Source organism: Streptomyces sp. NPDC043680, from assembly GCF_056436685.1.
The window spans coordinates 230115-256384 of sequence record NZ_JBWKCE010000003.1 but is presented as its reverse complement, the minus strand read 5'-3'; the positions used below and the strand labels follow the sequence as shown (position 1 = coordinate 256384).

The following is a 26270-nucleotide window of genomic DNA, read 5'->3' as shown; positions in this document are numbered from 1 at the left end:
AGGAGCCGGGCCCCGCCGTCTGCCCCGCAGGGACGACCGTCAGCGCAGCTCCGCCGGCGGCGTCCGCTGCGCGTCCACCTGCTGGGTGCGCACCAACTCGCCCCACACGACGTAGCGGAACTTGGACGTGTAGACCGGGGTGCAGGTCGTCAGCGTGATGTAGCGGCCGGGTGTGGTCCGCCCCGACTCCTTCGGGACCGGGGCCAGCACGTCCACGTCGTACTTCGACGTCTGGCGCAGCTCCGCGAAGACCTTGTACACGTACCAGGTGTCCCGCGTCTCGAAGACGACGGCGTCGCCGTTCTTCACCTTGTCGATGTCGTGGAACTTCGCCCCGTGGCCGTCGCGGTGCGCGGCCAGCGAGAAGTTCCCCTGCCGGTCCCAGGGCAGGGCCGACTTCACGGGCTCCGTGTAGTACCCGGCCACGCCGTCGTTCAGGACCTCCGGCGTCGTGCCCCGCTTCACGAGCACCTCGCCGTTCTTCATCGCCGGTACGTGCAGGAAGCCGATGCCGCCCTGGGTGTCCAGCGCACCGGGCCCGGCCGGCGCCCCCGGTGCCGGAGCCGTCAGCCACTGGCGGCGGACCTCGTCGCCCCGCGCCGACGCCTGCCGGTCCGCAAGCACGTTCGTCCACCACAGCGAGTACGCGACGAACAGGGCCAGCACCAGACCGGCCGTGATCAGGACTTCGCCCAGCAGGCTCAGGAACCCGGCGAGCACACGGCTGTTGCGGGGCGGCGGCGCGGCACGTGACACTGCTGGTTCGTCCTTACGGCGGCTTACGGGCTGGCGAGCGCGGGCGGAACGCCCTGGCTGCGGGGGCGTTCGTCGATCATCCTGCCCCATACGATCATCCGGTACGTGCTCGTGAACTCCGGCGTGCAGGTCGTCAGCGTGATGTACCGGCCCGGGGAGGTGAAGCCCGAGCCCTCCGGCACCGGCTTGATCACCGACACGTTCGTGGGGGACGTCTGCGGCAGCACCGAGGTCATCTCGTACGTGTAGTACGCGTCCCGCGTCTCGACCACGATCGGGTCGCCGGGCACCAGCCGGTTGATGTAGCGGAACGGTTCGCCGTGGGTGTTGCGGTGGCCCGCCAGGGCGAAGTTGCCCTGCCGGTCGGCAGGCATCGCCGTCTTCAGCGCCCCGTCCCCGTAGTGCCCGACCATTCCCTTGTCGAGCACCTTGGGCTTGCTGATCCCCTCGGCCACCGGCACCTTCACGTCCAGCTTGGGGATGTACAGGATCGCGAACCCCTGCCCCGGCTCGAAGGCCGAGACGGGCGGCGTGGCGGCCCCGCCCTGGTCACTCTCCCAGGTCTGGCGCAGTGAGCCCGCCGCCCCGTCCGCCGTGCGCTGCGCCAGCACGTTCGTGTACCAGAGCTGGTAGGCGACGAAGAGCAGCATCACCACGCCCAGCGTGATGAACAGCTCCCCGGCCAGTCGGCTCGCCACGATCAGCGGGCCGCCCGACGCGGGCCGCCTGCGCCGCCGCCCGCCCGCCCGGCCCCCGGGCCGGCCTCCGGCCCGCCCGCCGCCTCGTCTCCGCGTGCGCTTCGCGGCCTCCTGAGCTGCCCTGCGCCGCGCGGCCCGGCCCTCCGTGGGCACGGACGGCGCGAGCGCCGTCACGCGACGGCCTTGCCCACCACCGGGGCCAGCCCCACCGACCGCTCGACCGCTCCCGCGTCGCCGCAGCGCACCAGCCAGTTCGCGAGCATCCGGTGCCCCCACTCGGTCAGCACGGACTCGGGGTGGAACTGCACACCCTCCACGTCGTGCTCCCGGTGCCGCAAACCCATGATGATCCCGTCCTCGGTCCGCGCCGTGACCTGCAGGACGTCCGGCAGCGTCTGCGGTTCGGCCGCGAGCGAGTGGTAGCGGGTCGCGGTGAAGGGCGACGGCAGCCCCTCGAAGACGCCGAGGCCCTCGTGGACCACCGGCGAGGTCTTGCCGTGCAGCAGCTCCGGCGCCCGGTCCACGACCCCTCCGTAGGCCACCGCCATCGACTGCATGCCCAGGCACACCCCGAAGACCGGGACGCCGGTGTCGGCGCAGTGGCGGACCATGTCGATGCAGACGCCCGCCTCTTCCGGGGTTCCCGGGCCCGGCGACAGCAGGACGCCGTCGAAACCGTCCTGCGCGTGTGCGAGCTCGACCTCGTCGTTGCGCAGTACCTCGCACTCGGCGCCGAGCTGGTACAGGTACTGGACCAGGTTGAAGACAAAGCTGTCGTAGTTGTCGACCACCAGAATGCGCGCGCTCACGGAGTGGCTCCCGATCCCTCGTCCACCGTCACGTCATTGAAGGGAAGCAGCGGTTCGGCCCACGGGAAGACGTACTGGAACAGTACGAAGACCACCGCGAGGACCAGTACGAGACAGATCAGCCCGCGTACCCACGCGTTGCCCGGCAGATGCCGCCAGATCCAGCCGTACATGCCGCCCTGTTTCCTTTTCGTCCCACGTTCGTCCCATGCACCGCAAGGGCGGTACGCGAACAGACTAAAGCCAGCGGCCCGGCACGGAGGGTCAGCTCGGCAATCCCTCCGGCCTGCCCTGCCCGGCGGCGCGGGTCCCGGTCAGCTCCGCCCAGACGATCAGGCGGTGGCTGTGGCCCCATTCCGGATCGCAGGTCGTCAGCGTCAGGTAGCGGCCGGGAGCCGTGAACGGCGACCGGGCGGGGACCGGGTCGATCACGCCGACCTCGGTGGGCAGGGTCCGCAGCGGCTCGGCCCGGACGGTGTACGTGTACCAGTGCGTCGCGTCCTTGAGGATCACGGCGTCCCCGGGGCGCAGCCGCGGGATGTCCTTGAAGGGGTCCCCGTACGTCCGCCGGTGGCCCGCCACCGCGAAGTTGCCGGGGCCGCCGAGCCGGGCCGTGCCCGCGTAGTGGCCCAGGCCCTTCTTCAGCAGCTCCGCGTCGGTGCCCTCCAGGACCGGCTTGTTCCAGTCCGGGCCGAAGCGCGGGATGTACATCTCGGCGAAGGCCTGGCCGGGCGGGGGTCCGGGGTCCGCCCCGGGGGCCGCTGAGGGGGCGGGGGAGGCCCCAGGAGGCCGTGTGGGCCGCGGCTCGGGCGCGGGGGCCGCGGCGGCCGCCCCGGCCGTCCAGCGGTCGCGCAGGCGGGCCACTTCGCCGTCCATGGCCCGGTCGGCCTTGACCCCCGTCCACAGCAGCACGTACGCCACGAACAGGACGATCAGCGTGCCCGCGGTCAGGCACAGCTCGCTGAACGTCCGCAGCACCAGGCGCAGGACGGCGTCAGCGCGCGGTGGGAGCCGAGCCGGAGCTCGCACTTGAGCTTGAGCTCGGGGCCGTCGGGGATCCGTCCACCGGCTTCGCATAGTGGAGGTCCACTGTGCCGGAGTAGCCGGGGAGTTTCAGCTCCTTGTGCTCGTCCACTTTCCAGCCGAGGCCGTACGCCGCGACGTACAGCTGGTAGTTCTGCAGCGCGGGCGAGGCGCCGAGGGCCTTGCGCAGCGCGCCCGGGTCGCCGACCGCCGTCACCTTGTACGGGGGCGAGTACACCCGGCCCTGGAGGATCAGGGTGTTGCCCACGCAGCGCACCGCGCTGGTCGAGATCAGCCGCTGGTCCATGACCTGGATGCCCTGGGCGCCGCCCTGCCACAGGGCGTTCACGACGGCCTGGAGGTCCTGCTGGTGGATCACCAGGTCGTTGGGCTGCGGTTCGGGCACGTTGGGGATGCGGGCGGTGGCGTTCGGCGGGGCGTCGTTCAGGGTGACGGTGAGGCCCTTGCCGGACAGCTCGTCCGTGCCGGACGCGGTGCGCAGGGCGGCCAGCTTGGCGTCCTCGGCCTTGGTGCTGCCGTCGTCGCGCTCGGCGAGGGCGTCGACGCGACTGCGCACGGCCGCGGTGCTCTGTTCCAGCTGCGCGTTGTTCTGGCTGCGCTCGTGGATCAGGTCGGACAGCTTGAGCAGCGAGGCGTCCGTGCGGATGTTCGTACCCTTGGACGTGTTGAAACTGGTGACGAAGATCAGGCCGGCCAGGGCGAAAACGGCGGCCGTCAGCAGCCGGACGGCACCGGCCCGGGGACGGGGACCCGCGGAGGAGTCGTCGGAATTGCTCAACGTACCCTTCTCCTTCAACGCCACAGGTCCACTACGCTAACGGACGCCCGGGGCAGGCAAGGTCCCCAGCGCATCGACAGGAGAGCCCCTCGTGCCGAAGTCACGTATCCGCAAGAAGGACGACTACACGCCGCCGCCGGCGAAGCAGGCGCAGGCCATCAGGCTGACGAACCGCAGCTGGGTCGCCCCGGTCATGCTGGCGTTGTTCCTGATCGGTCTCGCGTGGATCGTCGTCTTCTACGTGACCGACACGCAGCTGCCCGTGGAGTCCCTGGGCAACTGGAACATCGTGGTCGGCTTCGGATTCATCGCGGCGGGATTCGGCGTTTCCACGCAGTGGAAGTAGGGGCTGCGTAGCGGGGCGGCCACCGCCCCGCAAGCTCTCCCCATGAGTTATCCACAGCGTCATCCACACCTGAGGAAAAGACAGAAGATCTGTGGATAACCCTGTGGAGGGTTGACGCCGGTGTGATCAGGTGAGTTCGGCCGTACGCAGCAGGATCAGCCCCGCTGCCAGCAGGAATGCGGCCGCGCAGGCCCCCCACTGGACCACCGCGCGGGCGCGGCCCGCCGGGGGCGTCACCATGCCCAGGCCGACCAGCACGCCGGTCACCAGACCACCGACGTGCGCCTGCCAGGACACCGACAGGCTCCCGCCGAAGGGCACGAAGGTCAGCACCAGCATGAGCACGACCATGGTCATCACCGGCCGCATGTCGTAGCGCAGGCGGCGCATCAACACAACCGTGGCGCCCAGCAGGCCGAAGACGGCGCCGGACGCCCCGAGGGTCGGCACGTTGGGCGGGGTCAGCAGGTAGACGAGGGCGCTTCCCCCCAGGCCGGACAGCAGGTACACGGCGAGATAACGGACCCGGCCCAGAGCGGCCTCCAGGGGCCCGCCGATGACCCACACCGCCAGCAGGTTGCCCGCGATGTGCCACCACTCGGCATGCAGGAACACCGAGGTCAGGAGCCGGTGGTACTCGCCGGTGGCCACCCCCTGGACCGGGGCGCCGAAGTACGCGGCGTACCGCCCGAGCAGCTCCAGCTGCACCACGAGCGGGGGCGCGAGCAGGCCCGCCAGGAACACCGCCGCATTGATCCCGATCAGGATCTTGGTGACGAGGTGCGGATCGCCGGAGACGACGCCGCCCGCGACCGTGCGCGGGGCGTTCGCCGCCGGGGCGTGGCCGGTGCCCGAGCCGCCGCGGACGCACTCCGGGCACTGGAAGCCGACCGAGGCGCTGATCATGCACTCGGGGCAGATGGGGCGCTCGCAGCGGGTGCAGCGGATGCCCGTGTCGCGGTCCGGGTGGCGGTAGCAGCCCGGCAGACGGTCGGTGTCCATCGGTCCCCTCGATCAGCGGCGGGGCCGGGGGTGCGCCCCGCCGGTCCGGTACGTACCGAGGACGGACGGACGGGGCGGAAGGTTCCCGGGCCGGATCAGCGCCGCTCGACGACGACGGACTGGATGATCACGTCGTCCAGGGGCCGCTCGGTGCGCGGGTTGGTCGGCAGGCCCGCGATGGTGTCCACGACCTTCTGGCTGGCCTTGTCGGTGACCTCGCCGAAGATGGTGTGCTTGCGCGTCAGCCACGCGGTGGGGGCGACGGTGATGAAGAACTGGCAGCCGTTGGTGCCCGGGCCGGCGTTGGCCATGGCCAGCAGATAGGGCTTGGTGAAGGCGAGGTCGGGGTGGAACTCGTCGGCGAACTGGTAGCCGGGGCCGCCGGTGCCGTTCCCCAGCGGGTCGCCGCCCTGGATCATGAAGCCGCTGATGACGCGGTGGAAGACGGTCCCGTCGTACAGCGGGTCCGTGGTCTTCTGACCGTCGGTGGGGCGGGTCCACTCGCGGGCCCCGGTGGCGAGCTCCACGAAATTGCGGACGGTCTTCGGCGCGTGGTTCGGCAGCAGCTCGATCTCGATGTCGCCGTGGTTCGTCTTCAGGGTGGCGTAGAGCTTCTCGGCCACGTCGGATCTGCCTTCCATAGTCATCACTGTCGGTTCCGAATCCTCCCACGCAGGGCTGTACACGGCTGAAATCCTCCACCCGTATGCCCTGTCGCGCATGCCGCGCGGCCCGGTGACAGGCATGATCCGACAAAGGGTGGAAAGGTGAACTGTGTCCGCCACCGAGGAGGAGGATCCCGTGACCCGCAAGGACAGCGTGCGCCTGGCCGCCGAGAGCGCCAGGGACAGTGCCCGGCACGCAGCGGAAGTGGTGGCGCCGTACGCAGGTAACGCCAAGGACGCGATGGTGCATTACGCACACGAGGCGAATGTACGGCTCGCACCGAAGGTCTCCCATGCCGCCGGCCAGGCCTCGCGTCAGGCCCGCATGGCGTACGACGCGCATCTGCACCCCCGCGTGAGGGCCGCCCGTCTGCACGTGCCGCCGAACGTCGACCGTGCGGCGACCATCGCGGCCAAGCAGACCCGGCGCGTGGCACGCCAGGCGGCGGACTACACCGGACCGCGGATCGAGAGCGCGCTCGCGGCGGCCCAGCCGATGGCGGAGGAGGCCGCGTCGCGGTCGGCCGCGGCGCTGGCGGCCCTGCGCGGCCAGGTGACGGCGAAGGAAGTGCAGAAGCTGGTGCGCCGCCACGAGCGGCGGGCCCGCACGGGCCGGTTCTTCAAGGGCGTCGCGGTGATCGGCCTCCTGGCCGGCGGCGCGTTCGCGGCCTGGAAGTGGTGGGACCAGCAGTCGAACCCGGACTGGCTGGTCGAGCCGCCGACGGCCACGGAGGTGTCGCGGGAGAGCGCCGCGGCCAGCTTCGACGACGAGCTGGCGGCGAAGGAGCGCGAGGCCTCGGACTCCGCCCCGGAGGACCAGCAGCCCTGACGCGCACCGGCCGATACGGCGACCGGCCGATACGGCGAGGGGCCCGGATCCGGTGGATCCGGGCCCCTCGCCGTATCGCTCGCCGTATGGACCGCCGTCGGTGGGTGCGTTCGGCGTCAGTGGGGGAGGGTGAGGACCTGGCCCGGCTGGATGAGCTCCGGGTTGGCGCCGACCACGCTCCGGTTCATGGCGTAGAGCTCGCGCCAGCGGGCCTCGTTGCCCAGTTCCCGGCGGGCGATCGAGGACAGCGTGTCACCGGACTGGACGGTGTACGTACGCTTCACGGCGCTGATCGGCGGCTCGTACGTGGGCGCCGAGGGAACGGCCTTGTGCGCCGCGGACGCCGGGGTGGGGGTGCGGTGCGGCGGGTGGCCGGCCTCCGGGGGCTTCGGCGGCGCGGACGCGGCCTTGGGCGGGGCCATGGCGGCCATCCGCTCGGCGGCCGCCTTGGTGGCCGAGACGGCGTCGGCGTACTTCGCCGCGTAGTCGGCGGAAGCGCGCCCTGCCGCCTTCTCGGCGGCCGCGTGCTTCTTCTTGTCTGACTTCAGGAAGTTGAAGAGACCCATGTCTGAACGCCTCCGGCGTGGTGTCGCCCCCCGGCTCGGTGCCTCTACCCACTCTCGGCCAGCCGACGCCGCCCGGCCCCGCGACGGACCCGTCCGGGCGACGGGCGGCTCACTGACGGGCCCTGCGGGCCGGACGCGGGCTCTCCGCGGGCTGGGCCAACTCCCCCTCCGCGAGCTGCTTAAGGGCGCTCAGCAGGGCTTCGCGGTCAGCGGCGGCCAGGGAGGCGAGGGCCTCCGCGTGGACCCGGTCGACGATGCGCCGGCTCCGGGCGGCCACGGCCGCACCTTCCTCGGTGACGGCGATGACGCGGGCCCGCCGGTCCTTGGAGGACGGCCGGCGCTCGGCCAGTCCCGCCTTCTCCAGGGCGTCGACCGTGACGACCATCGTCGTCTTGTCCATGTCGCCGATCTCGGCGAGCTGGATCTGGGTGCGTTCCTCCTCCAACGCGTGTACGAGGACGCAGTGCATGCGGGCGGTCAGCCCGATCTCGGCGAGCGCGGCCGCCATCCGGGTGCGCAGCACGTGGCTGGTGCGGTCCAGGAGGAAGGAGAGGTCGGGCTCGGTCCGGGTCGGTGCCATCGCAGTCATGGCCCCAGCGTACAACTCGATCCGAAATAAATCGTCTGCAACAAAACTATCTGCTACGGTCGCATCAGTCGCCCCGCACGGACCACGTCCTGCCCGTCCTCACCGACCGGAGAGACCGATGCCTGCCGCCACCCGCCCCGCACCCCCCTCGCCGCCCACACCCCCCACCGACCCCACCGACCCCACCGGCTCCACCGGCTCCACCGGCTCCACCGACCGGGCCCCGTCCGGGCAGCGCGGCGCGGCCGTCCGGCGTCCGCGCTCCCGCTGGACCGCCCTCGCCGTGATCTCCACCGGCATGCTGATGACGGTCCTCGACGGCAGCATCGTCACCGTCGCGATGCCCGCCATCCAGGGCGACCTCGGCTTCTCCCCCGCGGGCCTCAGCTGGGTCGTCAACGCCTACCTGGTCGCCTTCGGCAGCCTGCTGCTCCTCGCGGGCAGGCTGGGCGACCTGATCGGCCGCAAGCGGATGTTCCTCGCCGGCATCGCCGTCTTCACCGCCGCCTCGGTGCTCGCGGGGTTCGCCGCCTCTCCGGCGCTGCTGATCACCGCCCGCTTCCTCCAGGGCCTGGGCAGTGCCATGTCCTCGGCGGTGAGCCTCGGCATCCTGGTCACCCTGTTCACCGGGGCGCGGGAACGCGCCAGGGCGATCGCCGTGTTCTCCTTCACCGGCGCGGCCGGCGCCTCCCTCGGCCAGGTGCTCGGCGGCGTCCTCACCGACGCCCTCGACTGGCACTGGATCTTCTTCATCAACCTGCCCATCGGGCTCGCCGCGCTGCTGCTGGCCCTGGCCGCCCTCCCGGCCGACCGGGGACCGGGTCCGAGCGCGGGCGCCGACGTCTGGGGCGCCCTCCTGGTCACCGCCGGGTTGATGCTGGGCATCTCCACCGTGGTCGGGGTCGGGGAGCACGGCTGGACCTCCCTGCGGACCCTCGGCCTCGGGGCTCTCTCCCTGCTCCTGCTCGCCGGCTTCACCGTGCGCCAGGCCACGGCCCGTACCCCGCTGGTACCGCTGCGGATCTTCCGGTCCCGCACCGTGGTCGGCGCGAACCTGGTCCAGGTGCTCATGGTGGCCGCGCTGTTCTCGTTCCAGGTCCTGGTCGCCCTCTACCTCCAGAAGGTCCAGGGATACGGAGCCGCCGCGACCGGGCTGGCCATGCTCCCGGCCGCCGTGGCGATCGGCGCCGTCTCCCTCGGGGTCTCGGCCCGCCTGAACGCCCGCTTCGGGGAGCGCGCGGTCCTCCTGGCCGGACTCGCCCTGCTGGTCCTGGCGTTGGGCCTGCTGGTCCGGCTGCCGCTGCACGCCGTGTACGTCACCGACCTGCTCCCCGTCATGCTGCTGGCCTCCGGCTTCGGCCTGGCCCTGCCGGCCCTGACCACGCTGGCCATGTCCGGCGCCGGGGAGCAGGACGCGGGGCTCGCCTCGGGCCTTTTCAACACCACCCAGCAGATCGGCATGGCGCTCGGGGTGGCCGCCCTGTCCACCCTCGCCGCGTCCCGGACCCGCTCCCTGGGCCTCGCGGGCCGCTCCACCGCCGAGGCGCTCACCGGCGGCTACCACCTGGCCTTCGCCGCCGGCGCCGGCCTGCTCCTGACCGCCGCCGTGCTCGCCGCCGCCTTGCCGCGAAGCCCCCGCAGCCGCTGAGGCGCGTACGCAAAAAGCTCCCCTGACCCGCGTTTCCGCAGGTCAGGGGAGCTTCGATGTGGAGCTTAGGAGATTCGAACTCCTGACATCTGCCTTGCAAAGGCAGCGCTCTACCAACTGAGCTAAAGCCCCGAAAAGGTGGACGCGGCCGTCCCTCCGTGAAGGAGTGGCCGTTCCGCAGAACAGAGTACCGGGTGTACCCCCTCATCCCGCAAAATGATAGGGACTCCCGCCCCGCGACCACTCTCCGTAAGATGCTCGCGAGGTTCGCACCAGCGAAGGGGAGTAGTCAGCGTGGACGCAGTACAGCAAGAGGCCACGGCCAGAGCCAGAGAACTTCAGCGCAGTTGGTACGGGGAGCCGCTCGGCGCGCTCTTCCGTCGGCTCATAGATGACCTCGGCTTGAACCAGGCCCGCCTCGCTGCCGTCCTCGGACTGTCGGCGCCCATGCTCTCCCAGTTGATGAGCGGCCAGCGCGCCAAGATCGGGAACCCGGCCGTGGTCCAGCGGGTCCAGGCCCTGCAGGACCTGGCGGGCCAGGTGGCGGACGGCAGTGTCAGCGCCGCCGAGGCCACCGACCGGATGGACGAGATCAAGAGGACCCAGGGAGGCTCCGTCCTCAGCAACAGCGGCCAGTCCACCACCACCTCGGGCGCACCCACCGTCAAGCGCGTCGTCCGCGAGATCCAGTCGCTGCTGCGCTCGGTCTCGGCGGCCGGCGACATCATCGACGCGGCGGACTCCCTCGCCCCGAGCCATCCCGAGCTGGCAGAGTTCCTCCGGGTGTACGGCGCGGGCCGCACCGCCGACGCGGTGGCCCACTACGAGGCCCACCAGAACTGACGGTGTGACGGGGGACGGGGGACGGGCACAGCGATGGGTGAGGTCTTCGCCGGTCGGTACGAGCTGATCGACCCGATCGGCCGCGGGGGTGCGGGAGCCGTCTGGCGGGCCTGGGACCACCGCCGCCGCCGCTACGTCGCCGCCAAGGTCCTGCTCCAGAGCGACGCCCACATGCTCCTGCGGTTCGTGCGCGAGCAGGCGCTGCGCATCGACCATCCGCACGTACTGGCCCCCGCCAGCTGGGCGGCGGACGACGACAAGGTCCTGTTCACCATGGACCTCGTCGCCGGGGGCTCCCTCGGTCACGTGATCGGGGACTACGGGCCGCTGCCGCCCCGCTTCGTGTGCACCCTGCTCGACCAGCTCCTGTCGGGCCTGGCGGCGGTGCACGCGGAGGGTGTGGTCCACCGCGACATCAAACCGGCCAACCTCCTGATGGAGGCCACCGGTGGCGGGCGGCCGCACCTGCGGCTGTCCGACTTCGGCATCGCGATGCGCAAGGGCGAGCCCCGCCTCACCGAGACCGACCACGTGATGGGCACGCCCGGTTATTTCGCCCCGGAGCAACTGCTGGGCGCCGAACCCGACTTCCCCGCCGACCTCTTCGCCGTGGGGCTCGTCGCCCTCTACCTGCTGCAGGGCCGCAAACCCGACTCCCGGGCCCTGGTGGAGCGCTTCCTCGCCCACGGCACCCCCGGCGCCCCCGAGGGCGTCCCTGCGCCCCTGTGGGACGTCATCGCGAACCTCCTCCAGCCCGACCCGCAGAGCCGGTTCAAGACGGCCACAGGGGCCCGCAAGGCCCTTGCCGAGGCCGTGGAGCTGCTGCCGCCGCCCGCCCCGGACGAGGAGCCCGTGGAGGTCTTCGACCAACTCGGCCCACTCCCCCCGCCCTTCGGCCCCCAGGGCCCCCGGGACACGGCAGCGGCGGCCCCGCCGGCGGCCGCCTCCCCGACCGGGAGCTTCCACCTGGCACCCCCCGCGCAGCCCGCCCCCGTCTCCGTCACGCAGCCCGCCGCGGCCGAGCCGGCCACCTCGCCGGGTCCGGCCACCTCGCCGTACGCGGCCACCTCGCCGTACCCGGACGTCTCCCCGGACCCGGGCGTCTCCCCGTACGGGCCGACCTCCCCGTACCCGGTCACGCCGCCCCCGCCACCGCCCGTCCGTACGGGCAGGCTCGCCCCGCCGCCGCCGAAGGTCACCGCCGCCTTCCTCGTCGCCGCGCTGCTGTGCTTCGCCGTGGGCGTCTGGGCCCTGACCGGGACCTGAGCCGGGCCTGACCCGGCCCTGACCCGGCCCTGAGCCCCGGCCTCAGACCCCCGGGCGGCGCCGGGCCAGCAGCATCCAGCCGCCGAGCACCAGCAGCAGCACGGTCCCCGTGCCGAAGCCCGCGCCGGCCACCACCTGCATCACGGAGCGGGTCTCGGCCGCCTCGGCGGCCTCCGGGGCGGTGAGCCCCGCCCTGGCCGCGGTCCGGTCGTCGGCGCCGACCCCGAAGCCCGCCGCGGTCGGACTCTCCTTGTACGCCGGCGCCTTGGCCGCCGTACCGCCCACGTCCACGCGCAGGGTCAGCGGCACCGGGCTGGCGTCCTGGGTGAACTCGCCGACCTTCCGTCCCATGGTCACCGCGATGTAGTACCAGCCCGCCACGCCGGTGGCCTGCACGTCCTTGGCGTGCGAGAAGCGGTTCCCGTACGCCACCGGCGCCGTCTGCGGCAGGGCGGCCCCGGCCTGCTTCCCGTCGTACGGGACACCCTTGGACCCGATCAGGCCCCGGTAGGGGCTGTAGAGGGAGACGGTGAGCCCGTCCGAGGCGCTGCCGTACTGCTTGGTCAGCACCGCCGCGGAGAGCTCCGCGCCGACGGCGAGTTGCTGCCCCCAGTCGAGCGGGACCCGGTAGTAGCGGGTCTGGCCGGGCCGCAGGTCGTCGCTCCACACCCCGCCGCCCAGGGCCCGTGCGTCGTTGAAGCCGGTCCCGCCGGAGCGGGGAGCCGGCTCGGTGCCGGGGAGGGTCGGGGAGGCCGAGGGAGCCGCGCTCGGCGCGGGGCCGGCGGCGCTGCCGGCGGCGAGGCCGGGCTCGCGCTGGACCCGTAGCTCCAGCGGCCAGGCCGCCGGTCCCGAGTCCTTGGGCGCCTCGCGGGTGACCTTGGCGTAGTAGACGCCGGCCTGCTGGCACTCGGCGTCCTCCCGCAGCTGCCGGACGCCGACCGCGCTGATCGGGACGGGGTCGTCACCGAAGCGGGCCCGGCCGGGGTTGCCGGGACAGGGCTGCCCGTCGGTGGTCATGATCTCGACTTCGAGGTCGTCGCTGTAGGAGACCTTGGCCCCGGTGGGGGGCTGGACGACGGCCGAGACGTACACGGTGGACTTCTCGTCGAGGACGAGCCGGTAGACGCGTTCTCCGGGGGCGAGGTCGTCCCGGTAGACCGAGCCGGCTTCCAGCAGCGGGGCCCCGGCCGTGGAGGGCTTGCCCTCGATCCTCTTCGCGCCCTCGGCTCCGCGGTACGCGGGCACCGGCTGCGGAGCGCCCGTGGCGGCGTGCCCCACCCCGGCCAGCCCGACCCCGGCCAGCCCGGCCGCCACGAGCAGGGCCGCCGCCCCCGCCGGCACCGCTCTCCCCACCCGCACCATCACGCCACCCCGATTTTGCTAGCGCAAGCCAAATCTTTGCATAACGCAACTTTTTGTCACAGAACAGCACAAAGCCCCGGCCGCAGCGGCAGCCGGGGCTTCATGGATCAGCCTTCGGGTCTCACACGCCGGAACCAGAGGGCACGGAGTCGGTTGCCTCCGTCCACAGGTCCTGCTCGGCGCGGTCCGCCTGGATCTGGCGGTACACGAGGAGCCCGCCGATGGCGGCCAGTGCGACCAGGAGCAGCTTCTTCACCGCGCGACCTCGTCTTTCGTTGACGTTGGGTACTTCTGACGGCCAACAATACACACGGACCGATACCGTTCGGTGACCTGGAACCCCCGACCGGGCCCACGACAAAGACCCCCAGGCCGTGGCCTGGGGGTCTTCGACACTGTGGGGCTAACAGGATTTGAACCTGTGGCCTCATCCTTATCAGGGATGCGCTCTAACCAACTGAGCTATAGCCCCATCCGCGCTGCGCGCTGACTCCTGAAGATTAGCGCACAGACACGGTCACGCCAAAATCCGTTCCCCGCGGGCGTCCCCGCAGGTCATCCGTCGGTCATTCGTCCTCTGCGAGCGTGAGCTCCACACCGCCGACGAAGCCCGCCGACAGGTTGTAGATGAACGCGCCCAGCGTCGCCAGCGCCGTCGCCAGCACCACGTCGATGACCGCGATCACCGAAGTGAAGATCAGCACGCGCGGCAGCGACAGGAACGACTGGAGGTCGAAGCCGTTGCTCTCGTTCGAGCCGGTCGCCTCGCTGATCGTGCCGCCGACGGTCGAGAAGACGCCCATGGCGTCCATGACCATCCACAGCACCGCCGCCGCCACGATCGTGCACACGCCGAGCGCGATCGACAGCAGGAAGCTCACCTTCATCACCGACCACGGGTCGGCCTTGGCCACCCGCAGCCGCGCCTTGCGGGTCCTCGGCGTCGTACGGACCGGCGTACGCGGCTTGCGCTGCGTACCGGCCTCCGCAGACCCCCGGGGGGCACCCGGGCCCGCCGGGGCCGCGTAGGCCTGCGGCGGGTGGTAGGGCCCCGGGCCCGGCTGGCCGGCGGCCGGCGCCGTCGCGGGCGCCGGCGCGGCGGCCTGCGGGGCGCCCTGCTGCGGCTGTGAGTCGCGGTCGTCCGTCACAGTGCTCCCCTGGGAGTCCGCGGCGGGGCCACGGGCACCGCTGTCTCCAGTCTTGGCCGGTCCGGCGCCCGTGGCTCCACTCACGACTTACTCCTCGTGCTCCCCAGCCGAGGGCTGCATGCCCTCGGCGGCCTCGGCGGCCTGTCCTTCGGCTGCTTCGGTCTCGTCGACCTCGTCGGCTTCCGGGCCGGCCTCGGCGTTACGGGCGATGCCTACCACGGCATCGCGCTTGCCCAGGTTGATCAGCTGGACGCCCATGGTGTCACGGCCGGTCTCCCTGACTTCATTGACGCGCGTACGAATCACACCACCGCCGAGCGTGATGGCGAGAATCTCGTCCGTTTCGTGCACCACGAGCGCCCCGACGAGCGACCCGCGGTCCTCGACGATCTTCGCGGCCTTGATGCCCAGGCCACCGCGGCCCTGGACGCGGTACTCGTCCACCGCCGTGCGCTTGGCGTAGCCGCCGTCGGTCGCGGTGAAGACGAACGTACCGGGCCGGACCACGCTCATGGAGAGCAGTTCGTCGCCCTCGCGGAAGCTCATGCCCTTCACGCCCGAGGTCGCGCGGCCCATCGGCCGCAGTGCCTCGTCGGTCGCCGTGAAGCGGATCGACTGCGCCTTCTTGCTGATCAGCAGCAGGTCGTCCTCGGCGGACACCAGCTCCGCGCCGATCAGCTCGTCGTCGCTGCCGTCCTCCGTCTCCCGGAGGTTGATGGCGATGACACCACCCGAACGGGGCGAGTCGTAGTCCTTGAGCGCCGTCTTCTTCACCAGGCCGCCCTTGGTGGCCAGGATCAGGTACGGCGCGGCCTCGTAGTCGCGGATCGCGAGGATCTGGGCGATCTTCTCGTCCGGCTGGAAGGCCAGCAGGTTCGCGACGTGCTGCCCGCGCGCGTCGCGCCCGGCGTCCGGGAGCTCGTACGCCTTGGACCGGTAGACGCGGCCCTTGTTCGTGAAGAACAGCAGCCAGTGGTGGGTGGTGGACACGAAGAAGTGGTCGACCAGGTCGTCCTGCTTCAGCTTCGTGCCGCGCACGCCCTTGCCGCCGCGCTTCTGCGAGCGGTAGTCCTCGGTCTTGGTGCGCTTGACGTACCCGCCGTGGGTGATCGTGACGACGATGTCCTCTTCGGCGATCAGGTCCTCCATGGACATGTCGCCGTCGAAGGGCACCAGCTTGGAGCGCCGGTCGTCGCCGAACTTCTCGACGATCGCCGCCAGCTCCTCGCTGACGATGGATCGCTGCTTCTGCGGCGAGGCCAGGATCTGGTTGTACTCGTCGATCTTGGCCTGCAGCTCGTCGTGCTCGGCGACGATCTTCTGCCGCTCCAGGGCCGCCAGGCGGCGCAGCTGCATCTCCAGGATCGCGTTCGCCTGGATCTCGTCGATCTCCAGCAGGCCCATCAGGCCCTCGCGCGCGATCTCGACGGTGTTGCTGCGCCGGATCAGGGCGATGACCTCGTCGATCGCGTCCAGCGCCTTGAGCAGACCGCGCAGGATGTGCGCCCGCTCCTCCGCCTTGCGCAGGCGGAACTTCGTGCGCCGGACGATGACCTCGATCTGGTGCTGCACCCAGTGGCGGATGAACGCGTCGATCGACAGCGTGCGCGGCACGCCGTCCACCAGCGCCAGCATGTTCGCGCCGAAGTTCGTCTGCAGATCGGTGTGCTTGTAGAGGTTGTTCAGCACGACCTTGGCGACGGCGTCGCGCTTGAGCACGATCACCAGGCGCTGGCCGGTCCGGGACGAGGTCTCGTCGCGGACGTCGGCGATGCCGCCGATCTTGCCGTCCTTCACCAGGTCGGCGATCTTCTGGGCCAGGTTGTCCGGGTTGGTCTGGTACGGGAGCTCCGTGACCACCAGGCACTGGCGGTTCTGGATCTCCTCGACCTCGACCACCGCGCGCATCGTGATGGAGCCGCGGCCGGTCCGGTACGCCTCCTCGATGCCCTTGCGGCCCACGACCAGCGCGCCGGAAGGGAAGTCGGGGCCCTTGATCCGCTCCAGGAGTGCCTCCAGGAGCTCGTCGTGCGAGGCCTCCGGGTGTTCCAGCGCCCACTGCGCGCCCGCCGCGACCTCGCGGAGGTTGTGCGGCGGGATGTTGGTGGCCATGCCGACCGCGATGCCGGCGGAGCCGTTGACGAGCAGGTTCGGGAAGCGCGCCGGCAGGACCGTCGGCTCCTGGTTGCGGCCGTCGTAGTTGTCCGTGAAGTCGACGGTCTCCTCGTCGATGTCCCGGAGCATCTCCATGGCCTGCGGCATCAGCTTGCACTCGGTGTAGCGCATCGCGGCCGCCGGGTCGTTGCCCGGGGAGCCGAAGTTGCCGTTCGAGTCCACCAGCGGCATGCGCATCGACCACGGCTGGGCCAGGCGCACCAGGGCGTCGTAGATCGAGCTGTCGCCGTGCGGGTGGTAGGTGCCCATGACGTCGCCGACGACACGGGCACACTTGTAGAAGCCCTTCTCGGGCCGGTAGCCGCCGTCGTACATCGCGTACAGCACGCGCCGGTGGACCGGCTTGAGGCCGTCCCTCACGTCCGGCAGGGCGCGCGAGACGATGACGGACATCGCGTAGTCGAGGTACGAGCGCTGCATCTCCGTCTCAAGCCCCACGGGCTCGATGCGCAGCTGCGGACCTTCTTCTTCGATGTTCTCGGCGGTGGGAGTGGTTTCGTCGGCCATTGCTGGTCAGAAGTCCTTTCAGGCGGTCAGCGGAGACCGACTCAGATGTCGAGGAAGCGAACGTCCTTGGCGTTGCGCTGGATGAAGGAGCGCCGCGCCTCGACGTCCTCACCCATCAGCACCGAGAACAGGTCGTCGGCCTGAGCCGCGTCGTCCAGCGTGACCTGGCCGAGCACGCGGTGGTCCACGTCCATGGTGGTGACGCGCAGTTCCTCGGCGTTCATCTCGCCCAGACCCTTGAAGCGCTGGATCGAGTCTTCCTTGATCCGCTTGCCGTTCTGCTTGCCGAGCTCCACGAGGGCGTCGCGCTCGCGGTCGGAGTACGCGTACTCGAAGTCGTCCCGGCCCCACTTGATCTTGTACAGCGGCGGGCGGGACAGGTACACGTGCCCGGCCTCGACCAGCGGCCGCATGAAGCGGAACAGGAAGGTCAGCAGCAGGGTGTTGATGTGCTGGCCGTCGACGTCGGCGTCCGCCATCAGGATGATCTTGTGATAGCGGAGCTTCTCGATGTCGAAGTCCTCGTGCACACCCGTGCCGAAGGCGCTGATCAGCGCCTGGACCTCGGTGTTCTGGAGGATCTTGTCGATCCGGGCCTTCTCGACGTTCAGGATCTTGCCGCGGATGGGCAGGATGGCCTGGTACATGGGGTTGCGGCCGGACTTGGCCGAGCCGCCGGCGGAGTCGCCCTCGACGATGAAGATCTCGCACTTGGTCGGGTCGTTCGACTGGCAGTCGGAGAGCTTGCCCGGCAGCGAGGCGCTCTCCAGCAGGCCCTTGCGGCGGGTCAGGTCACGGGCCTTGCGGGCCGCGACGCGCGCCGTGGCCGCCTGGATGGCCTTGCGGACGATGTCCGCCGCCTCGACCGGGTTGCGGTCGAACCAGTCGTTGAGGTGCTCGTGGACGACCTTCTGCACGAAGGTCTTGGCCTCCGTGTTGCCCAGCTTGGTCTTGGTCTGGCCCTCGAACTGCGGCTCGCCCAGCTTCACCGAGATGATCGCCGTCAGACCCTCGCGGATGTCCTCGCCCGCGAGGTTGTCGTCCTTCTCGCGCAGCAGCTTCTTGTCACGCGCGTAGCGGTTGACCAGACCGGTCAGCGCCGCACGGAAGCCCTCCTCGTGCGTACCGCCCTCGTGCGTGTGGATCGTGTTCGCGAAGGAGTAGACGCCCTCCGTGTACTGCGAGTTCCACTGCATCGCGATCTCGACCGAGAGCATCCGCTCCTTGTCCTCGGCCTCGACGTCGATGACGGTCGGGTGGATCAGCTCGCCCTTGCGCGAGTTCAGGTACTTCACGAAGTCGACGATGCCGCCCTCGTAGTAGTACTTGACCGTCCGCGCCGGGGGCTCCTCGACCTCTTCCGCGCTGTCCGCGCCCATGGTCGCCTTCGCCGACTCGCGCTCGTCGGTCAGCGAGATCGTGAGGCCCTTGTTGAGGAAGGCCATCTCCTGGAAGCGGCGCGACAGCGTCTCGAAGGAGTACTCGGTCGTCTCGAAGATGTCCCCGTCGGCCCAGAACGTCACCGACGTGCCGTGCTCGTCGGTCTCCTCGTTCTGCGCCAGCGGGGCGGTCGGCACGCCCAGCTTGTAGTCCTGGGTCCAGCGGTGGCCGTCCGTCTTGACCTCGACCGCGACCTTGGTCGACAGGGCGTTCACGACGGACACACCGACGCCGTGCAGACCGCCGGAGACGGCGTAGCCGCCGCCGCCGAACTTGCCGCCCGCGTGCAGGACCGTCAGGACGACCTCGACGGCCGGCTTCCCCTCGGACGGCACGATGCCGACCGGGATACCGCGGCCGTTGTCGACCACGCGCACCCCGCCGTCGGCGAGGATCGTCACGTCGATGGTGTCCGCGTGCCCGGCCAGGGCCTCGTCGACGGAGTTGTCGACGACCTCGTACACGAGGTGGTGCAGACCGCGCTCACCGGTCGACCCGATGTACATGCCGGGCCGCTTGCGGACCGCGTCCAGGCCCTCCAGGACCTGGATCGCACTGGCGTCGTACGAGGAGGTGGCCTCGCCGTTCTCGCCGGCTGTGGACTGGTTGTCGTTGGGGTTGCCGGAATCGGCCACGAAGCGCCCTTTCTGGCACAGCACAGGCCGGACTCCGGGCCAGCAGGCATGCAAGCAGGAGCGGCTGCGTCGATCTGCGTTGTCAGCGTTTGTCAGCGTGATCCCGCGAGCGGGCGGGATTCGCTTCAGTCTACCGGTACCACGGACATGAATGGGGGTTTGCCGGTACCTGAGTCCGCATGTGCCGCCCTGAACCCGCACTCTCCGACTCCCCATATCCGGGAAGGGGCTCAAAGAGGCTCACACGGGCATTGAGCGCTTCGGCCTGTCAACCTCCCGCTACCGTGAGGGACGCCACCCGCGACCCCTCGCCGGAAGGGGCTACCCGTAGGTATCCCCGGGGCCCGTGCTCCCCGGTGCACGCCAGGGTCCGTACCCCTTGGGCCGGCCGCCCGGCCCCTGCACCTTGATCAACCGGACGGTGCCCTGCCCCAGGTCCGCGTTCAGCCGCGCCACCAGCTGCGGGGCCAGCAGCTTGAGCTGCGCCGCCCAGGCCGAGGAATCGCACCGCACGACCAGTTCACGGTCCTCGTAGCGCTCCGGTTCACAGTGCGCCGCGATCTCCGGCCCGACGATCTCCGGCCAGCGCTCCATCACACCGGCCACCGCCATCGGCATCTCCCAGCCGCGTTCCGTGCGCAGCCGGTCCAGCGCAGCCATGAGCGGCATCGGATCGCGTCCGTCGGCGCGCGCGCCCGAGCGCAGCCCGGGGTGCCGGGCGCCCTTCCGGCCGCCCGCGGCGTTGCCGCGCGCCCGGGCCTGCTCCCGCGCCGCCGCCAGGGCCTGGCGGGCAAGGTCCACGCCGGACATCTCGGGCGCCTTGCGCGGCGCGGACGCCTCGCGCGGCTCCTTCCCCTGGTCCTGGTCGCTCACAGCCGGGTCACCTCACCACCGGAGACCCCGAACCGCGCCCCCGCCAACACATCCGGAACGTCATCGTCCACAGCCGCGGTCACGAGCACCTGCTCGCCCGGGGCCACCAGCTCCGCCAGCCGCTCCCGGCGCCGCGCGTCCAGCTCTGCGAAGACGTCGTCCAGGATCAGCACCGGCTCGCCGCCCTCCGAGCGCAGCAGCTCGTACGAGGCCAGCCGCAGGGCCAGCGCGTACGACCAGGATTCGCCGTGGCTCGCGTACCCCTTCGCCGGCAGCTCCCCCAGCCGCAGCAGGACGTCGTCCCGGTGCGGGCCCACCAGGGTCACGCCCCGCTCGATCTCTTGCTTGCGCACCCCGCCGAGCGCCGCCAGCAGCGCCTCGTACAGTGCCTCGCGGGTGCGCGCCGCGCCGCTGTCCACCGCCTCGCCCGCCGAGGAGCGGTACGCCAGCCCGAGCGGGCCGCCGCCGGGCGCGAGCTGCTCGTACGCCTTGTCCGCCAAGGGCAGCAGCGCCGCGATCAGGTCGAGACGCTGAGCCAGCAGCTCCGCGCCCGCACGCGCCAGGTGCTGGTCCCACACGTCGAGGGTGGACAGGTCCATCGAGCGCCCGCCGTGCCGGCGCGCCATCGCCGCCGACTTCAGCAGGGTGTTGCGCTGCTTGAGCACCCGCTCGTAGTCCGAGCGGACCCCCGCCATCCGCGGGGAACGGGCGGTGACGAGCTCGTCCAGGAAGCGCCGGCGCTCGCCCGGGTCGCCCTTCACCAGGGCCAGGTCCTCCGGCGCGAACAGCACGGTCCGTACGATGCCCAGCACGTCCCGGGGCCTGACCTGCGAGGACCGGTTGATCCGGGCCCGGTTGGCCCGGCCGGGATTGAGTTCCAGCTCCACCAGCTGCCGGCGCTCGCCCTGCGTGACGGCGGCCCGGATGACGGCCCGTTCCGCTCCCATGCGGACCAGCGGGGCGTCGGAGGAGACCCGGTGGCTGCCCAGGGTCGCCAGGTAGCCGATGGCCTCGACCAGGTTCGTCTTGCCCTGGCCGTTGGGACCCACGAAAGCCGTGACGCCCGGGTCGAGGGGAACCTCGGCCCGGGCGTACGAGCGGAAGTCGGCCAACGAGAGATGCGTAACGTGCATACGGCGCCGACCTCCCCCGGCTTCCTGCTGTTTTCGTCCTGCTGTCGTGCTGCTTGCTGTTTGCTCTGCCCGGAGAGCCGTCCTGCTCTGCTGCGGTCCTGCCCGTGCTGCTGTGCTGCTGGCGGCTACTTCTTCTCCACCGCGTGACCGCCGAACTGGTTGCGCAGCGCGGCGATCATCTTCATCTGCGGCGAGTCGTCCTGCCGGGACGCGAACCGCGCGAAGAGCGAAGCGGTGATCGCCGGCAGCGGCACGGCGTTGTCGATCGCCGCCTCCACCGTCCAGCGGCCCTCGCCCGAGTCCTGCGCGAAGCCCTTCAGCCGCTCCAGGTGCTCGTCCTCGTCGAGGGCGTTCACCGCGAGGTCCAGCAGCCAGGAGCGGATGACCGTGCCCTCCTGCCAGGACCGGAACACCTCGCGGACGTCGGTGACCGAGTCCACCTTCTCCAGCAGCTCCCAGCCCTCGGCGTAGGCCTGCATCATGGCGTACTCGATGCCGTTGTGGACCATCTTCGCGAAGTGGCCCGCCCCGACCTTGCCGGCGTGCACCGCGCCGAACTCGCCCTCCGGCTTCAGCGCGTCGAAGATCGGCTGGACAGCGGCGACGTGCTCCTTCTCGCCGCCGTACATCAGCGCGTAGCCGTTCTCCAGGCCCCAGACCCCGCCGGAGACACCGCAGTCCACGAAGCCGATGCCCTTGGCCGCCAGCTCCTCGGCGTGCTTCTCGTCGTCCGTCCAGCGCGAGTTGCCGCCGTCCACGACGATGTCGCCGGGTGCGAGCAGCTCCCCGAGCTCGTCGACGGTGGACTGGGTCGCCGCACCGGCCGGAACCATCACCCACACCACGCGGGGGGCCTGCAGGCTGTCCACAAGTTCCGAGAGGCTGTGGACATCGGCGAGGTCCGGGTTGCGGTCGTATCCGATGACGGTGTGGCCTGCGCGGCGAATGCGCTCGCGCATGTTGCCGCCCATCTTGCCGAGACCGACGAGACCAAGCTCCATCAGGTGCTTCCTTAAGCGTTGTGGCCGTCTGTGCCGGGCCCCCGACTGCCGGGGCGCCCAGCCTCCGAGCCTACGCCGGGCCGTGCCGCACGGCCCAAGGGCGCTCCGCTCACGGGACGGGCGGATGCCGTCGGGCCCGGCCCGCAGCCTGCGAGACCGGGCCCGGTGCAGACGGTGTCAGCCGGACAGCCGGACCGGCATGATCAGGTACTTGTACGCCTCGTCCGCCTCGGCGTCGACCGCGGGGCGGCCGCTGAGCAGCGCCGGCTTGGTCGAGGTGGTGAAGCTCAGCTGCGCGGCCGGGGAGTCGATCGCGCTCAGGCCGTCCAGCAGGAAGGTCGGGTTGAAGGCGATCGAGATGTCGTCGCCCTCCAGCGTCGCGTCGACACGCTCCACAGCCTGTGCATCGTCGCTGGAGCCGGCCTCCAGGATCAGCACGCCCTGCTCGAAGCTGAGGCGGACCGGAGTGTTGCGCTCGGCGACGAGGGCCACGCGCTTGACGGCCTCGACGAACGGGGCGGTCTCGATCACGGCGATGGAGTTGAACTCCGTCGGGAACAGCGTGCGGTACTTCGGCAGGTCGCCTTCGAGCAGACGGGTCGTGGTGCGGCGGCCGGCGCCCTCGAAGCCGATGAGGCCCTCGCCCGCGCCGGACCCCGACAGCGCCAGGGTGACGGTGTCACCGCTGGTCAGGGACTTGGCAGTGTCCAGGAGCGTCTTGGCGGGCACCAGGGCCACGGCCGAGGCGTCCGGGTTCTCCGGCTTCCACAGGAACTCGCGGACCGCGAAGCGGTAGCGGTCGGTCGAGGCCAGGGTGACGCGGTCGCCCTCGATCTCGATGCGGACGCCGGTCAACACGGGCAGCGTGTCGTCACGGCCGGCGGCGATGGCGACCTGGGCGGCGGCCGAGGCGAAGACCTCGCCGGGCACGGTGCCGGTCGCGGTCGGCATCTGGGGCAGCGCCGGGTACTCCTCCACAGGCAGGGTGTGGAGGGTGAACCGGGAGGAGCCGCAGACCACGGTCGCCCGTACACCGTCTGTGGAAATCTCCACGGGGCGGTTGGGGAGGGCGCGGCAGATGTCGGCCAGCAGGCGGCCGGAGACCAGGACGGTGCCGTCCTCCTCGACGTCCGCCTCGACCGAGACGCGGGCCGAGACCTCGTAGTCGAAGCCGGAGAGGGACAGCGTCCCGTCCTCCGCCTTCAGCAGCAGGCCCGCGAGGACGGGCACCGGCGGCCGGGCCGGGAGGCTGCGGGCCGCCCAAGCCACCGCCTCCGCGAGTACGTCGCGTTCCACCCGGATCTTCACCGGAACCGCCTCCTGCTGTCGCTCGCTCGTCTGCCGGCCTGTCGTCGTCGGCCTCGGTGTCTCGATGGCTCGCTGCCGTCGGGGCCTCGATGCCGGGGACCAGTCTGACGTACGGCGCCGACAGTCGGTGCTGCTGGCGGTCAAATCGGGAGCGGGGCTTCGGGGCGGGCTTCCGGCGAGTTGTGCACAGGACCCGCTTGAAAACCGAAACCGGCCTCTCTCTCCATGGGGGTAGTAGTAGGGCCTGTGGAAACGGTGGATAACCCCGTTCTCGCAGGTCAGACCCCGTTTTTTATCCACCGGCCCTGTGGGCGGCACCGGTGGACAACCCAGGGGTGCTGTGGAGAAACAAAAGTTCTGCACAGGCCGTCCCCAGGTGACCCGCACTACTCCACAGGTGTGTCCCCAGCTTTCCCCAAGTACTCCACAGCCCAAACGTCGACTTCCGTGTGACCGCTTTCACTCGGGGCGGTGAGAGGGGGTGGCCGGTTGCCGAACAGTGGACAAGGGTGTGGGTAAGTCGTCGGATCCTGTGCACAGGATGCGGGAACCTGTGGGTCGACGGTGGACAACGGCGTGGACGGCCCTGTGGACGAAAGTTTTGTCCACAGGCTGTGGATAGTGGTTGCGCACAAATACACAGCCGACTGACCAGGGCTGATGATGCCTCAACCGGCACGCCTGTGGACAGATTGTGGGTGACGGAACCCGTCCCCAGGGTGTGGACGAAAGAAAGTCCGCGAATCTGTGGATGAGTTGCTCTCCAGGGGGCGCATTCGAACAGGTCAGGGGCGCGCGAACGAAAGAGGGCGCCCCCGGAGTGACCCGGGAGCGCCCTCTGAAAGCGTGCGGAGGAGCGGTGGCTCAGCCGTTCTTGATGCGGTTGGTGAGCTCGGTGACCTGGTTGTAGATGGAGCGCCGCTCCGCCATCAGGGCCCGGATCTTGCGGTCCGCGTGCATGACGGTGGTGTGGTCGCGGCCGCCGAACTGTGCCCCGATCTTGGGCAGGGACAGGTCCGTGAGCTCCCGGCACAGGTACATGGCGATCTGCCGGGCGGTGACCAGCACACGGCTGCGCGAGGAGCCGCACAGGTCGTCCACGGTGAGGCCGAAGTAGTCGGCGGTGGCCGCCATGATGTCCGAAGCGGTGATCTCGGGTGCGGAGTCCTCGCCGCCCGGGATCAGGTTCTTGAGGACGTCCTCGGTCAGGCCGAGGTCGACCGGCTGCCGGTTCAGGCTCGCGAAGGCGGTGACCCGGATCAGCGCCCCCTCCAGCTCCCGGATGTTGCGGGAGATCCGGGAGGCGATGAACTCCAGTACCTCCGGCGGGGCGTTGAGCTGCTCCTGGACGGCCTTCTTGCGCAGGATCGCGATACGGGTCTCCAGCTCGGGCGGCTGGACGTCGGTGATCAGGCCCCACTCGAAGCGGTTGCGGAGCCGGTCCTCCAGGGTGACGAGCTGCTTGGGCGGCCGGTCGGAGGACAGCACGATCTGCTTGTTGGCGTTGTGGAGCGTGTTGAAGGTGTGGAAGAACTCCTCCTGCGTCGACTCCTTGCTCGCGAGGAACTGGATGTCGTCGACCAGCAGGATGTCCATCTCGCGGTAGCGCTTGCGGAAGGCGTCGCCCTTGCCGTCGCGGATGGAGTTGATGAACTCGTTGGTGAACTCCTCGGAGCTCACGTAGCGCACGCGGGTGCCGGGGTACAGGCTCCGCGCGTAGTGCCCGATGGCGTGCAGCAGATGCGTTTTGCCAAGTCCCGACTCCCCATAGATGAAGAGGGGGTTGTACGCCTTCGCCGGTGCCTCGGCGACGGCCACCGCGGCGGCGTGCGCGAAGCGGTTGGACGCGCCGATGACGAAGGTGTCGAAGAGGTACTTGGGGTTGAGCCGCGCGGTCGGCTCCAGCGGCCCCGAGGTCGAGCCGCCGGAGGGGGCGGGCGGCGACGGCCGGCCGGGGGCCGGGCGCGGGGCGGACTGCTGCTCGTACTGCTGCTGCTCGTACTGGTGGGTCTTCTGGGAGTCGTACGGGGACTGCTCGTACTGCTGCTGCTCGTAGGAGCCCTGGTCGTAGCCGCCGCTCTCGGGCTGCTGGAGGTACCCGGGCTGCGGGGAGGCGTACGGATCGCGTTCGGGGAAGCCGCCGAGGCGCTGCTGCTGCCAGCCGTAGTCCTCCTGCTGGCCGCCGCGGGGCCAGGAGCCGGGCTCGGGGCGCGACTGCTGGTAGTCCGGGTAGGCGGGGCGGGCCGAGGGGAGCTGGTCGTCGGGGCCGCCGTGGCCGCCGGGACGCTGGCCGCCGTAGCCGTCGTACGCGTCGCCGCCGCGCTGCGGGGCGGGGGCGGGCGGGGCGGGCTCGCCGGCGGAGTCGTCGACGGTGATGGCGATACGGATCGGGCGGCCGCACTCACGGCTGAGCGCGTCGCTGATCAGGGGCGCGAGACGGCCTTCGAGGACCCGCTTGCCGTACTCGTTGGGGACGGCCAGGAGCGCCGTGTCGGCGACGAGGGCCAGCGGCTGGCAGCGCTCGACCCACTGCTTGTCCTTCGGCTCGATGGCCTGCTGCCCCTCCCCGAGGAGCTTTTCGAGCACCCTTGGCCACACTGCGGCAAGATCGGCAGGTACGTCAGCCACAGAGCACGCTCTCTCACAGGGGTCCCACGAATGTGTGGTTCTTTGGGACGGTCGGGACAAAAAATCCAGGGTCAGGCAACGGTAGTCAGCCCGACCGGTACGGTTCAAGTCGTTGTCCACAGCCTGTGCACAGCGCGGGGCGCTGCCGCCTCGGTTTGACCGGATGGCGTAGCCGCGCGTACCGTAACGAGGTCGAGTTGTCGATGGCTGCTGCCGCCTGC

At 70.7% G+C, this 26270-nt stretch carries 24 protein-coding genes, 2 tRNA genes and 1 pseudogene; 5 read left to right on the top strand and 22 right to left on the bottom strand.

Annotated features, from left to right (window positions below; all coding sequences use genetic code 11):
• Positions 1-39: 39 nt before the first annotated feature.
• The 6 genes and pseudogenes from AC0666_RS07730 to AC0666_RS07705 form a co-directional block, all read right to left on the bottom strand.
• Complete coding sequence (locus AC0666_RS07730; protein ID WP_478707261.1) at positions 40-756, bottom strand: class E sortase; 717 nt, start codon at positions 754-756, stop codon at positions 40-42.
• A gap of 23 nt (positions 757-779) precedes the next feature.
• Positions 780-1454 (bottom strand): annotated as a pseudogene (locus AC0666_RS07725) (class E sortase); the annotation flags it as partial.
• Positions 1455-1624: 170 nt separating this feature from the next.
• On the bottom strand, positions 1625-2263 hold the full coding sequence (locus tag AC0666_RS07720) for an aminodeoxychorismate/anthranilate synthase component II (RefSeq protein WP_356845662.1): 639 nt from the start codon (positions 2261-2263) through the stop codon (positions 1625-1627).
• Positions 2260-2436, bottom strand: coding sequence for a hypothetical protein (locus AC0666_RS07715; RefSeq protein WP_356845661.1), 177 nt, complete (start codon positions 2434-2436; stop codon positions 2260-2262). The genes AC0666_RS07720 and AC0666_RS07715 overlap by 4 nt, the downstream gene beginning before the upstream one ends.
• A 91-nt stretch (positions 2437-2527) precedes the next feature.
• The gene (locus AC0666_RS07710; protein WP_478707359.1) at positions 2528-3250 is read right to left on the bottom strand and encodes a class E sortase; all 723 of its coding nucleotides are present in this window, start codon (positions 3248-3250) and stop codon (positions 2528-2530) included.
• 7 nt (positions 3251-3257) lie between these two features.
• Positions 3258-4085, bottom strand: coding sequence for a DUF881 domain-containing protein (locus AC0666_RS07705; RefSeq protein WP_478707260.1), 828 nt, complete (start codon positions 4083-4085; stop codon positions 3258-3260).
• Between the two features lie 91 nt (positions 4086-4176).
• Here AC0666_RS07705 and crgA point away from each other — a divergent pair, with 91 nt between their 5' ends.
• The gene (gene crgA, locus AC0666_RS07700; RefSeq protein ID WP_361714568.1) at positions 4177-4431 is read left to right on the top strand and encodes a cell division protein CrgA; all 255 of its coding nucleotides are present in this window, start codon (positions 4177-4179) and stop codon (positions 4429-4431) included.
• Positions 4432-4557: 126 nt separating this feature from the next.
• Here the strand turns inward: crgA and AC0666_RS07695 are convergent, their stop codons facing one another.
• The gene (locus tag AC0666_RS07695; protein ID WP_468966059.1) at positions 4558-5433 is read right to left on the bottom strand and encodes a rhomboid family intramembrane serine protease; all 876 of its coding nucleotides are present in this window, start codon (positions 5431-5433) and stop codon (positions 4558-4560) included.
• A 95-nt stretch (positions 5434-5528) separates the two neighbouring features.
• Entirely contained in the window at positions 5529-6056 is a 528-nt protein-coding gene (locus tag AC0666_RS07690) for a peptidylprolyl isomerase (RefSeq protein ID WP_468583477.1), read from the bottom strand.
• Positions 6057-6234: 178 nt separating this feature from the next.
• Between AC0666_RS07690 and AC0666_RS07685 the strand changes: the two genes are divergently transcribed.
• Entirely contained in the window at positions 6235-6927 is a 693-nt protein-coding gene (locus AC0666_RS07685; protein ID WP_478707259.1) for a DUF5324 family protein, read from the top strand.
• Between the two features lie 116 nt (positions 6928-7043).
• On the opposite strand, the gene AC0666_RS07680 is transcribed toward AC0666_RS07685, so the two are convergent.
• Both AC0666_RS07680 and AC0666_RS07675 read right to left on the bottom strand, forming a co-directional pair.
• The gene (locus AC0666_RS07680) at positions 7044-7493 is read right to left on the bottom strand and encodes a LysM peptidoglycan-binding domain-containing protein (RefSeq protein ID WP_468966062.1); all 450 of its coding nucleotides are present in this window, start codon (positions 7491-7493) and stop codon (positions 7044-7046) included.
• Between the two features lie 109 nt (positions 7494-7602).
• Positions 7603-8082, bottom strand: a complete 480-nt coding sequence (locus tag AC0666_RS07675) for a MarR family winged helix-turn-helix transcriptional regulator (protein ID WP_468583219.1) — start codon at positions 8080-8082, stop codon at positions 7603-7605.
• 298 nt (positions 8083-8380) lie between these two features.
• On the opposite strand from AC0666_RS07675, the gene AC0666_RS07670 reads away from it, so the two are divergent.
• Positions 8381-9730 (top strand): MFS transporter, encoded by a 1350-nt coding sequence (locus tag AC0666_RS07670; RefSeq protein WP_478707358.1) that lies wholly within the window; start codon positions 8381-8383, stop codon positions 9728-9730.
• Between the two features lie 59 nt (positions 9731-9789).
• Here the strand turns inward: AC0666_RS07670 and AC0666_RS07665 are convergent.
• Positions 9790-9862: transfer RNA gene (locus tag AC0666_RS07665), tRNA-Ala, on the bottom strand.
• A gap of 162 nt (positions 9863-10024) precedes the next feature.
• Between AC0666_RS07665 and AC0666_RS07660 the strand changes: the two genes are divergently transcribed.
• Together AC0666_RS07660 and AC0666_RS07655 are read left to right on the top strand one after the other, a co-directional pair.
• Positions 10025-10573: a helix-turn-helix domain-containing protein gene (locus AC0666_RS07660; RefSeq protein WP_468966067.1), complete on the top strand. Its 549-nt coding sequence runs from the start codon at positions 10025-10027 to the stop codon at positions 10571-10573.
• 33 nt (positions 10574-10606) lie between these two features.
• On the top strand, positions 10607-11839 hold the full coding sequence (locus AC0666_RS07655; RefSeq protein ID WP_468966070.1) for a serine/threonine-protein kinase: 1233 nt from the start codon (positions 10607-10609) through the stop codon (positions 11837-11839).
• 42 nt (positions 11840-11881) lie between these two features.
• Here the strand turns inward: AC0666_RS07655 and AC0666_RS07650 are convergent, their stop codons facing one another.
• The 11 genes from AC0666_RS07650 to dnaA form a co-directional block, all read right to left on the bottom strand.
• On the bottom strand, positions 11882-13201 hold the full coding sequence (locus AC0666_RS07650) for a hypothetical protein (RefSeq protein WP_468966073.1): 1320 nt from the start codon (positions 13199-13201) through the stop codon (positions 11882-11884).
• Positions 13202-13322: 121 nt separating this feature from the next.
• Complete coding sequence (locus AC0666_RS07645) at positions 13323-13457, bottom strand: DLW-39 family protein (RefSeq protein WP_208809277.1); 135 nt, start codon at positions 13455-13457, stop codon at positions 13323-13325.
• Between the two features lie 142 nt (positions 13458-13599).
• Positions 13600-13673 (bottom strand) — tRNA-Ile (locus AC0666_RS07640).
• Positions 13674-13767: 94 nt separating this feature from the next.
• Entirely contained in the window at positions 13768-14433 is a 666-nt protein-coding gene (locus AC0666_RS07635) for a DUF3566 domain-containing protein (protein WP_468966076.1), read from the bottom strand.
• 3 nt (positions 14434-14436) lie between these two features.
• Positions 14437-17031, bottom strand: coding sequence for a DNA gyrase subunit A (gene gyrA / locus AC0666_RS07630; RefSeq protein WP_468966079.1), 2595 nt, complete (start codon positions 17029-17031; stop codon positions 14437-14439).
• A 41-nt stretch (positions 17032-17072) separates the two neighbouring features.
• Complete coding sequence (gene gyrB / locus AC0666_RS07625; protein ID WP_468583228.1) at positions 17073-19130, bottom strand: DNA topoisomerase (ATP-hydrolyzing) subunit B; 2058 nt, start codon at positions 19128-19130, stop codon at positions 17073-17075.
• 297 nt (positions 19131-19427) lie between these two features.
• The gene (locus tag AC0666_RS07620; protein ID WP_468966523.1) at positions 19428-19916 is read right to left on the bottom strand and encodes a DciA family protein; all 489 of its coding nucleotides are present in this window, start codon (positions 19914-19916) and stop codon (positions 19428-19430) included.
• A gap of 59 nt (positions 19917-19975) precedes the next feature.
• Positions 19976-21112: a DNA replication/repair protein RecF gene (gene recF / locus AC0666_RS07615; RefSeq protein ID WP_468966083.1), complete on the bottom strand. Its 1137-nt coding sequence runs from the start codon at positions 21110-21112 to the stop codon at positions 19976-19978.
• Between the two features lie 125 nt (positions 21113-21237).
• Positions 21238-22113: a phosphogluconate dehydrogenase (NAD(+)-dependent, decarboxylating) gene (gene gnd / locus AC0666_RS07610; RefSeq protein ID WP_478707258.1), complete on the bottom strand. Its 876-nt coding sequence runs from the start codon at positions 22111-22113 to the stop codon at positions 21238-21240.
• 177 nt (positions 22114-22290) lie between these two features.
• Positions 22291-23421 (bottom strand): DNA polymerase III subunit beta, encoded by a 1131-nt coding sequence (dnaN, locus tag AC0666_RS07605; RefSeq protein ID WP_356845648.1) that lies wholly within the window; start codon positions 23419-23421, stop codon positions 22291-22293.
• An 864-nt stretch (positions 23422-24285) separates the two neighbouring features.
• Positions 24286-26007: a chromosomal replication initiator protein DnaA gene (gene dnaA, locus AC0666_RS07600; protein WP_478707257.1), complete on the bottom strand. Its 1722-nt coding sequence runs from the start codon at positions 26005-26007 to the stop codon at positions 24286-24288.
• Positions 26008-26270: the final 263 nt, after the last annotated feature.

Bases quoted from the DNA above. Each gene is read 5' to 3' on its own strand.
- AC0666_RS07680 (WP_468966062.1), bottom strand. From the start codon at position 7,493: ATGGGTCTCTTCAACTTCCTGAAGTCAGACAAGAAGAAGCACGCGGCC.
- AC0666_RS07620 (WP_468966523.1), bottom strand. From the start codon at position 19,916: ATGTCCGGCGTGGACCTTGCCCGCCAGGCCCTGGCGGCGGCGCGGGAG.
- AC0666_RS07670 (WP_478707358.1), top strand. From the start codon at position 8,381: ATGCTGATGACGGTCCTCGACGGCAGCATCGTCACCGTCGCGATGCCC.
- AC0666_RS07655 (WP_468966070.1), top strand. From the start codon at position 10,607: ATGGGTGAGGTCTTCGCCGGTCGGTACGAGCTGATCGACCCGATCGGC.
- AC0666_RS07695 (WP_468966059.1), bottom strand. From the start codon at position 5,433: ATGGACACCGACCGTCTGCCGGGCTGCTACCGCCACCCGGACCGCGAC.
- gyrA (WP_468966079.1), bottom strand. From the start codon at position 17,031: ATGGCCGACGAAACCACTCCCACCGCCGAGAACATCGAAGAAGAAGGT.
- AC0666_RS07650 (WP_468966073.1), bottom strand. From the start codon at position 13,201: ATGGTGCGGGTGGGGAGAGCGGTGCCGGCGGGGGCGGCGGCCCTGCTC.
- recF (WP_468966083.1), bottom strand. From the start codon at position 21,112: ATGCACGTTACGCATCTCTCGTTGGCCGACTTCCGCTCGTACGCCCGG.
- AC0666_RS07715 (WP_356845661.1), bottom strand. From the start codon at position 2,436: ATGTACGGCTGGATCTGGCGGCATCTGCCGGGCAACGCGTGGGTACGC.
- AC0666_RS07675 (WP_468583219.1), bottom strand. From the start codon at position 8,082: ATGACTGCGATGGCACCGACCCGGACCGAGCCCGACCTCTCCTTCCTC.
- gnd (WP_478707258.1), bottom strand. From the start codon at position 22,113: ATGGAGCTTGGTCTCGTCGGTCTCGGCAAGATGGGCGGCAACATGCGC.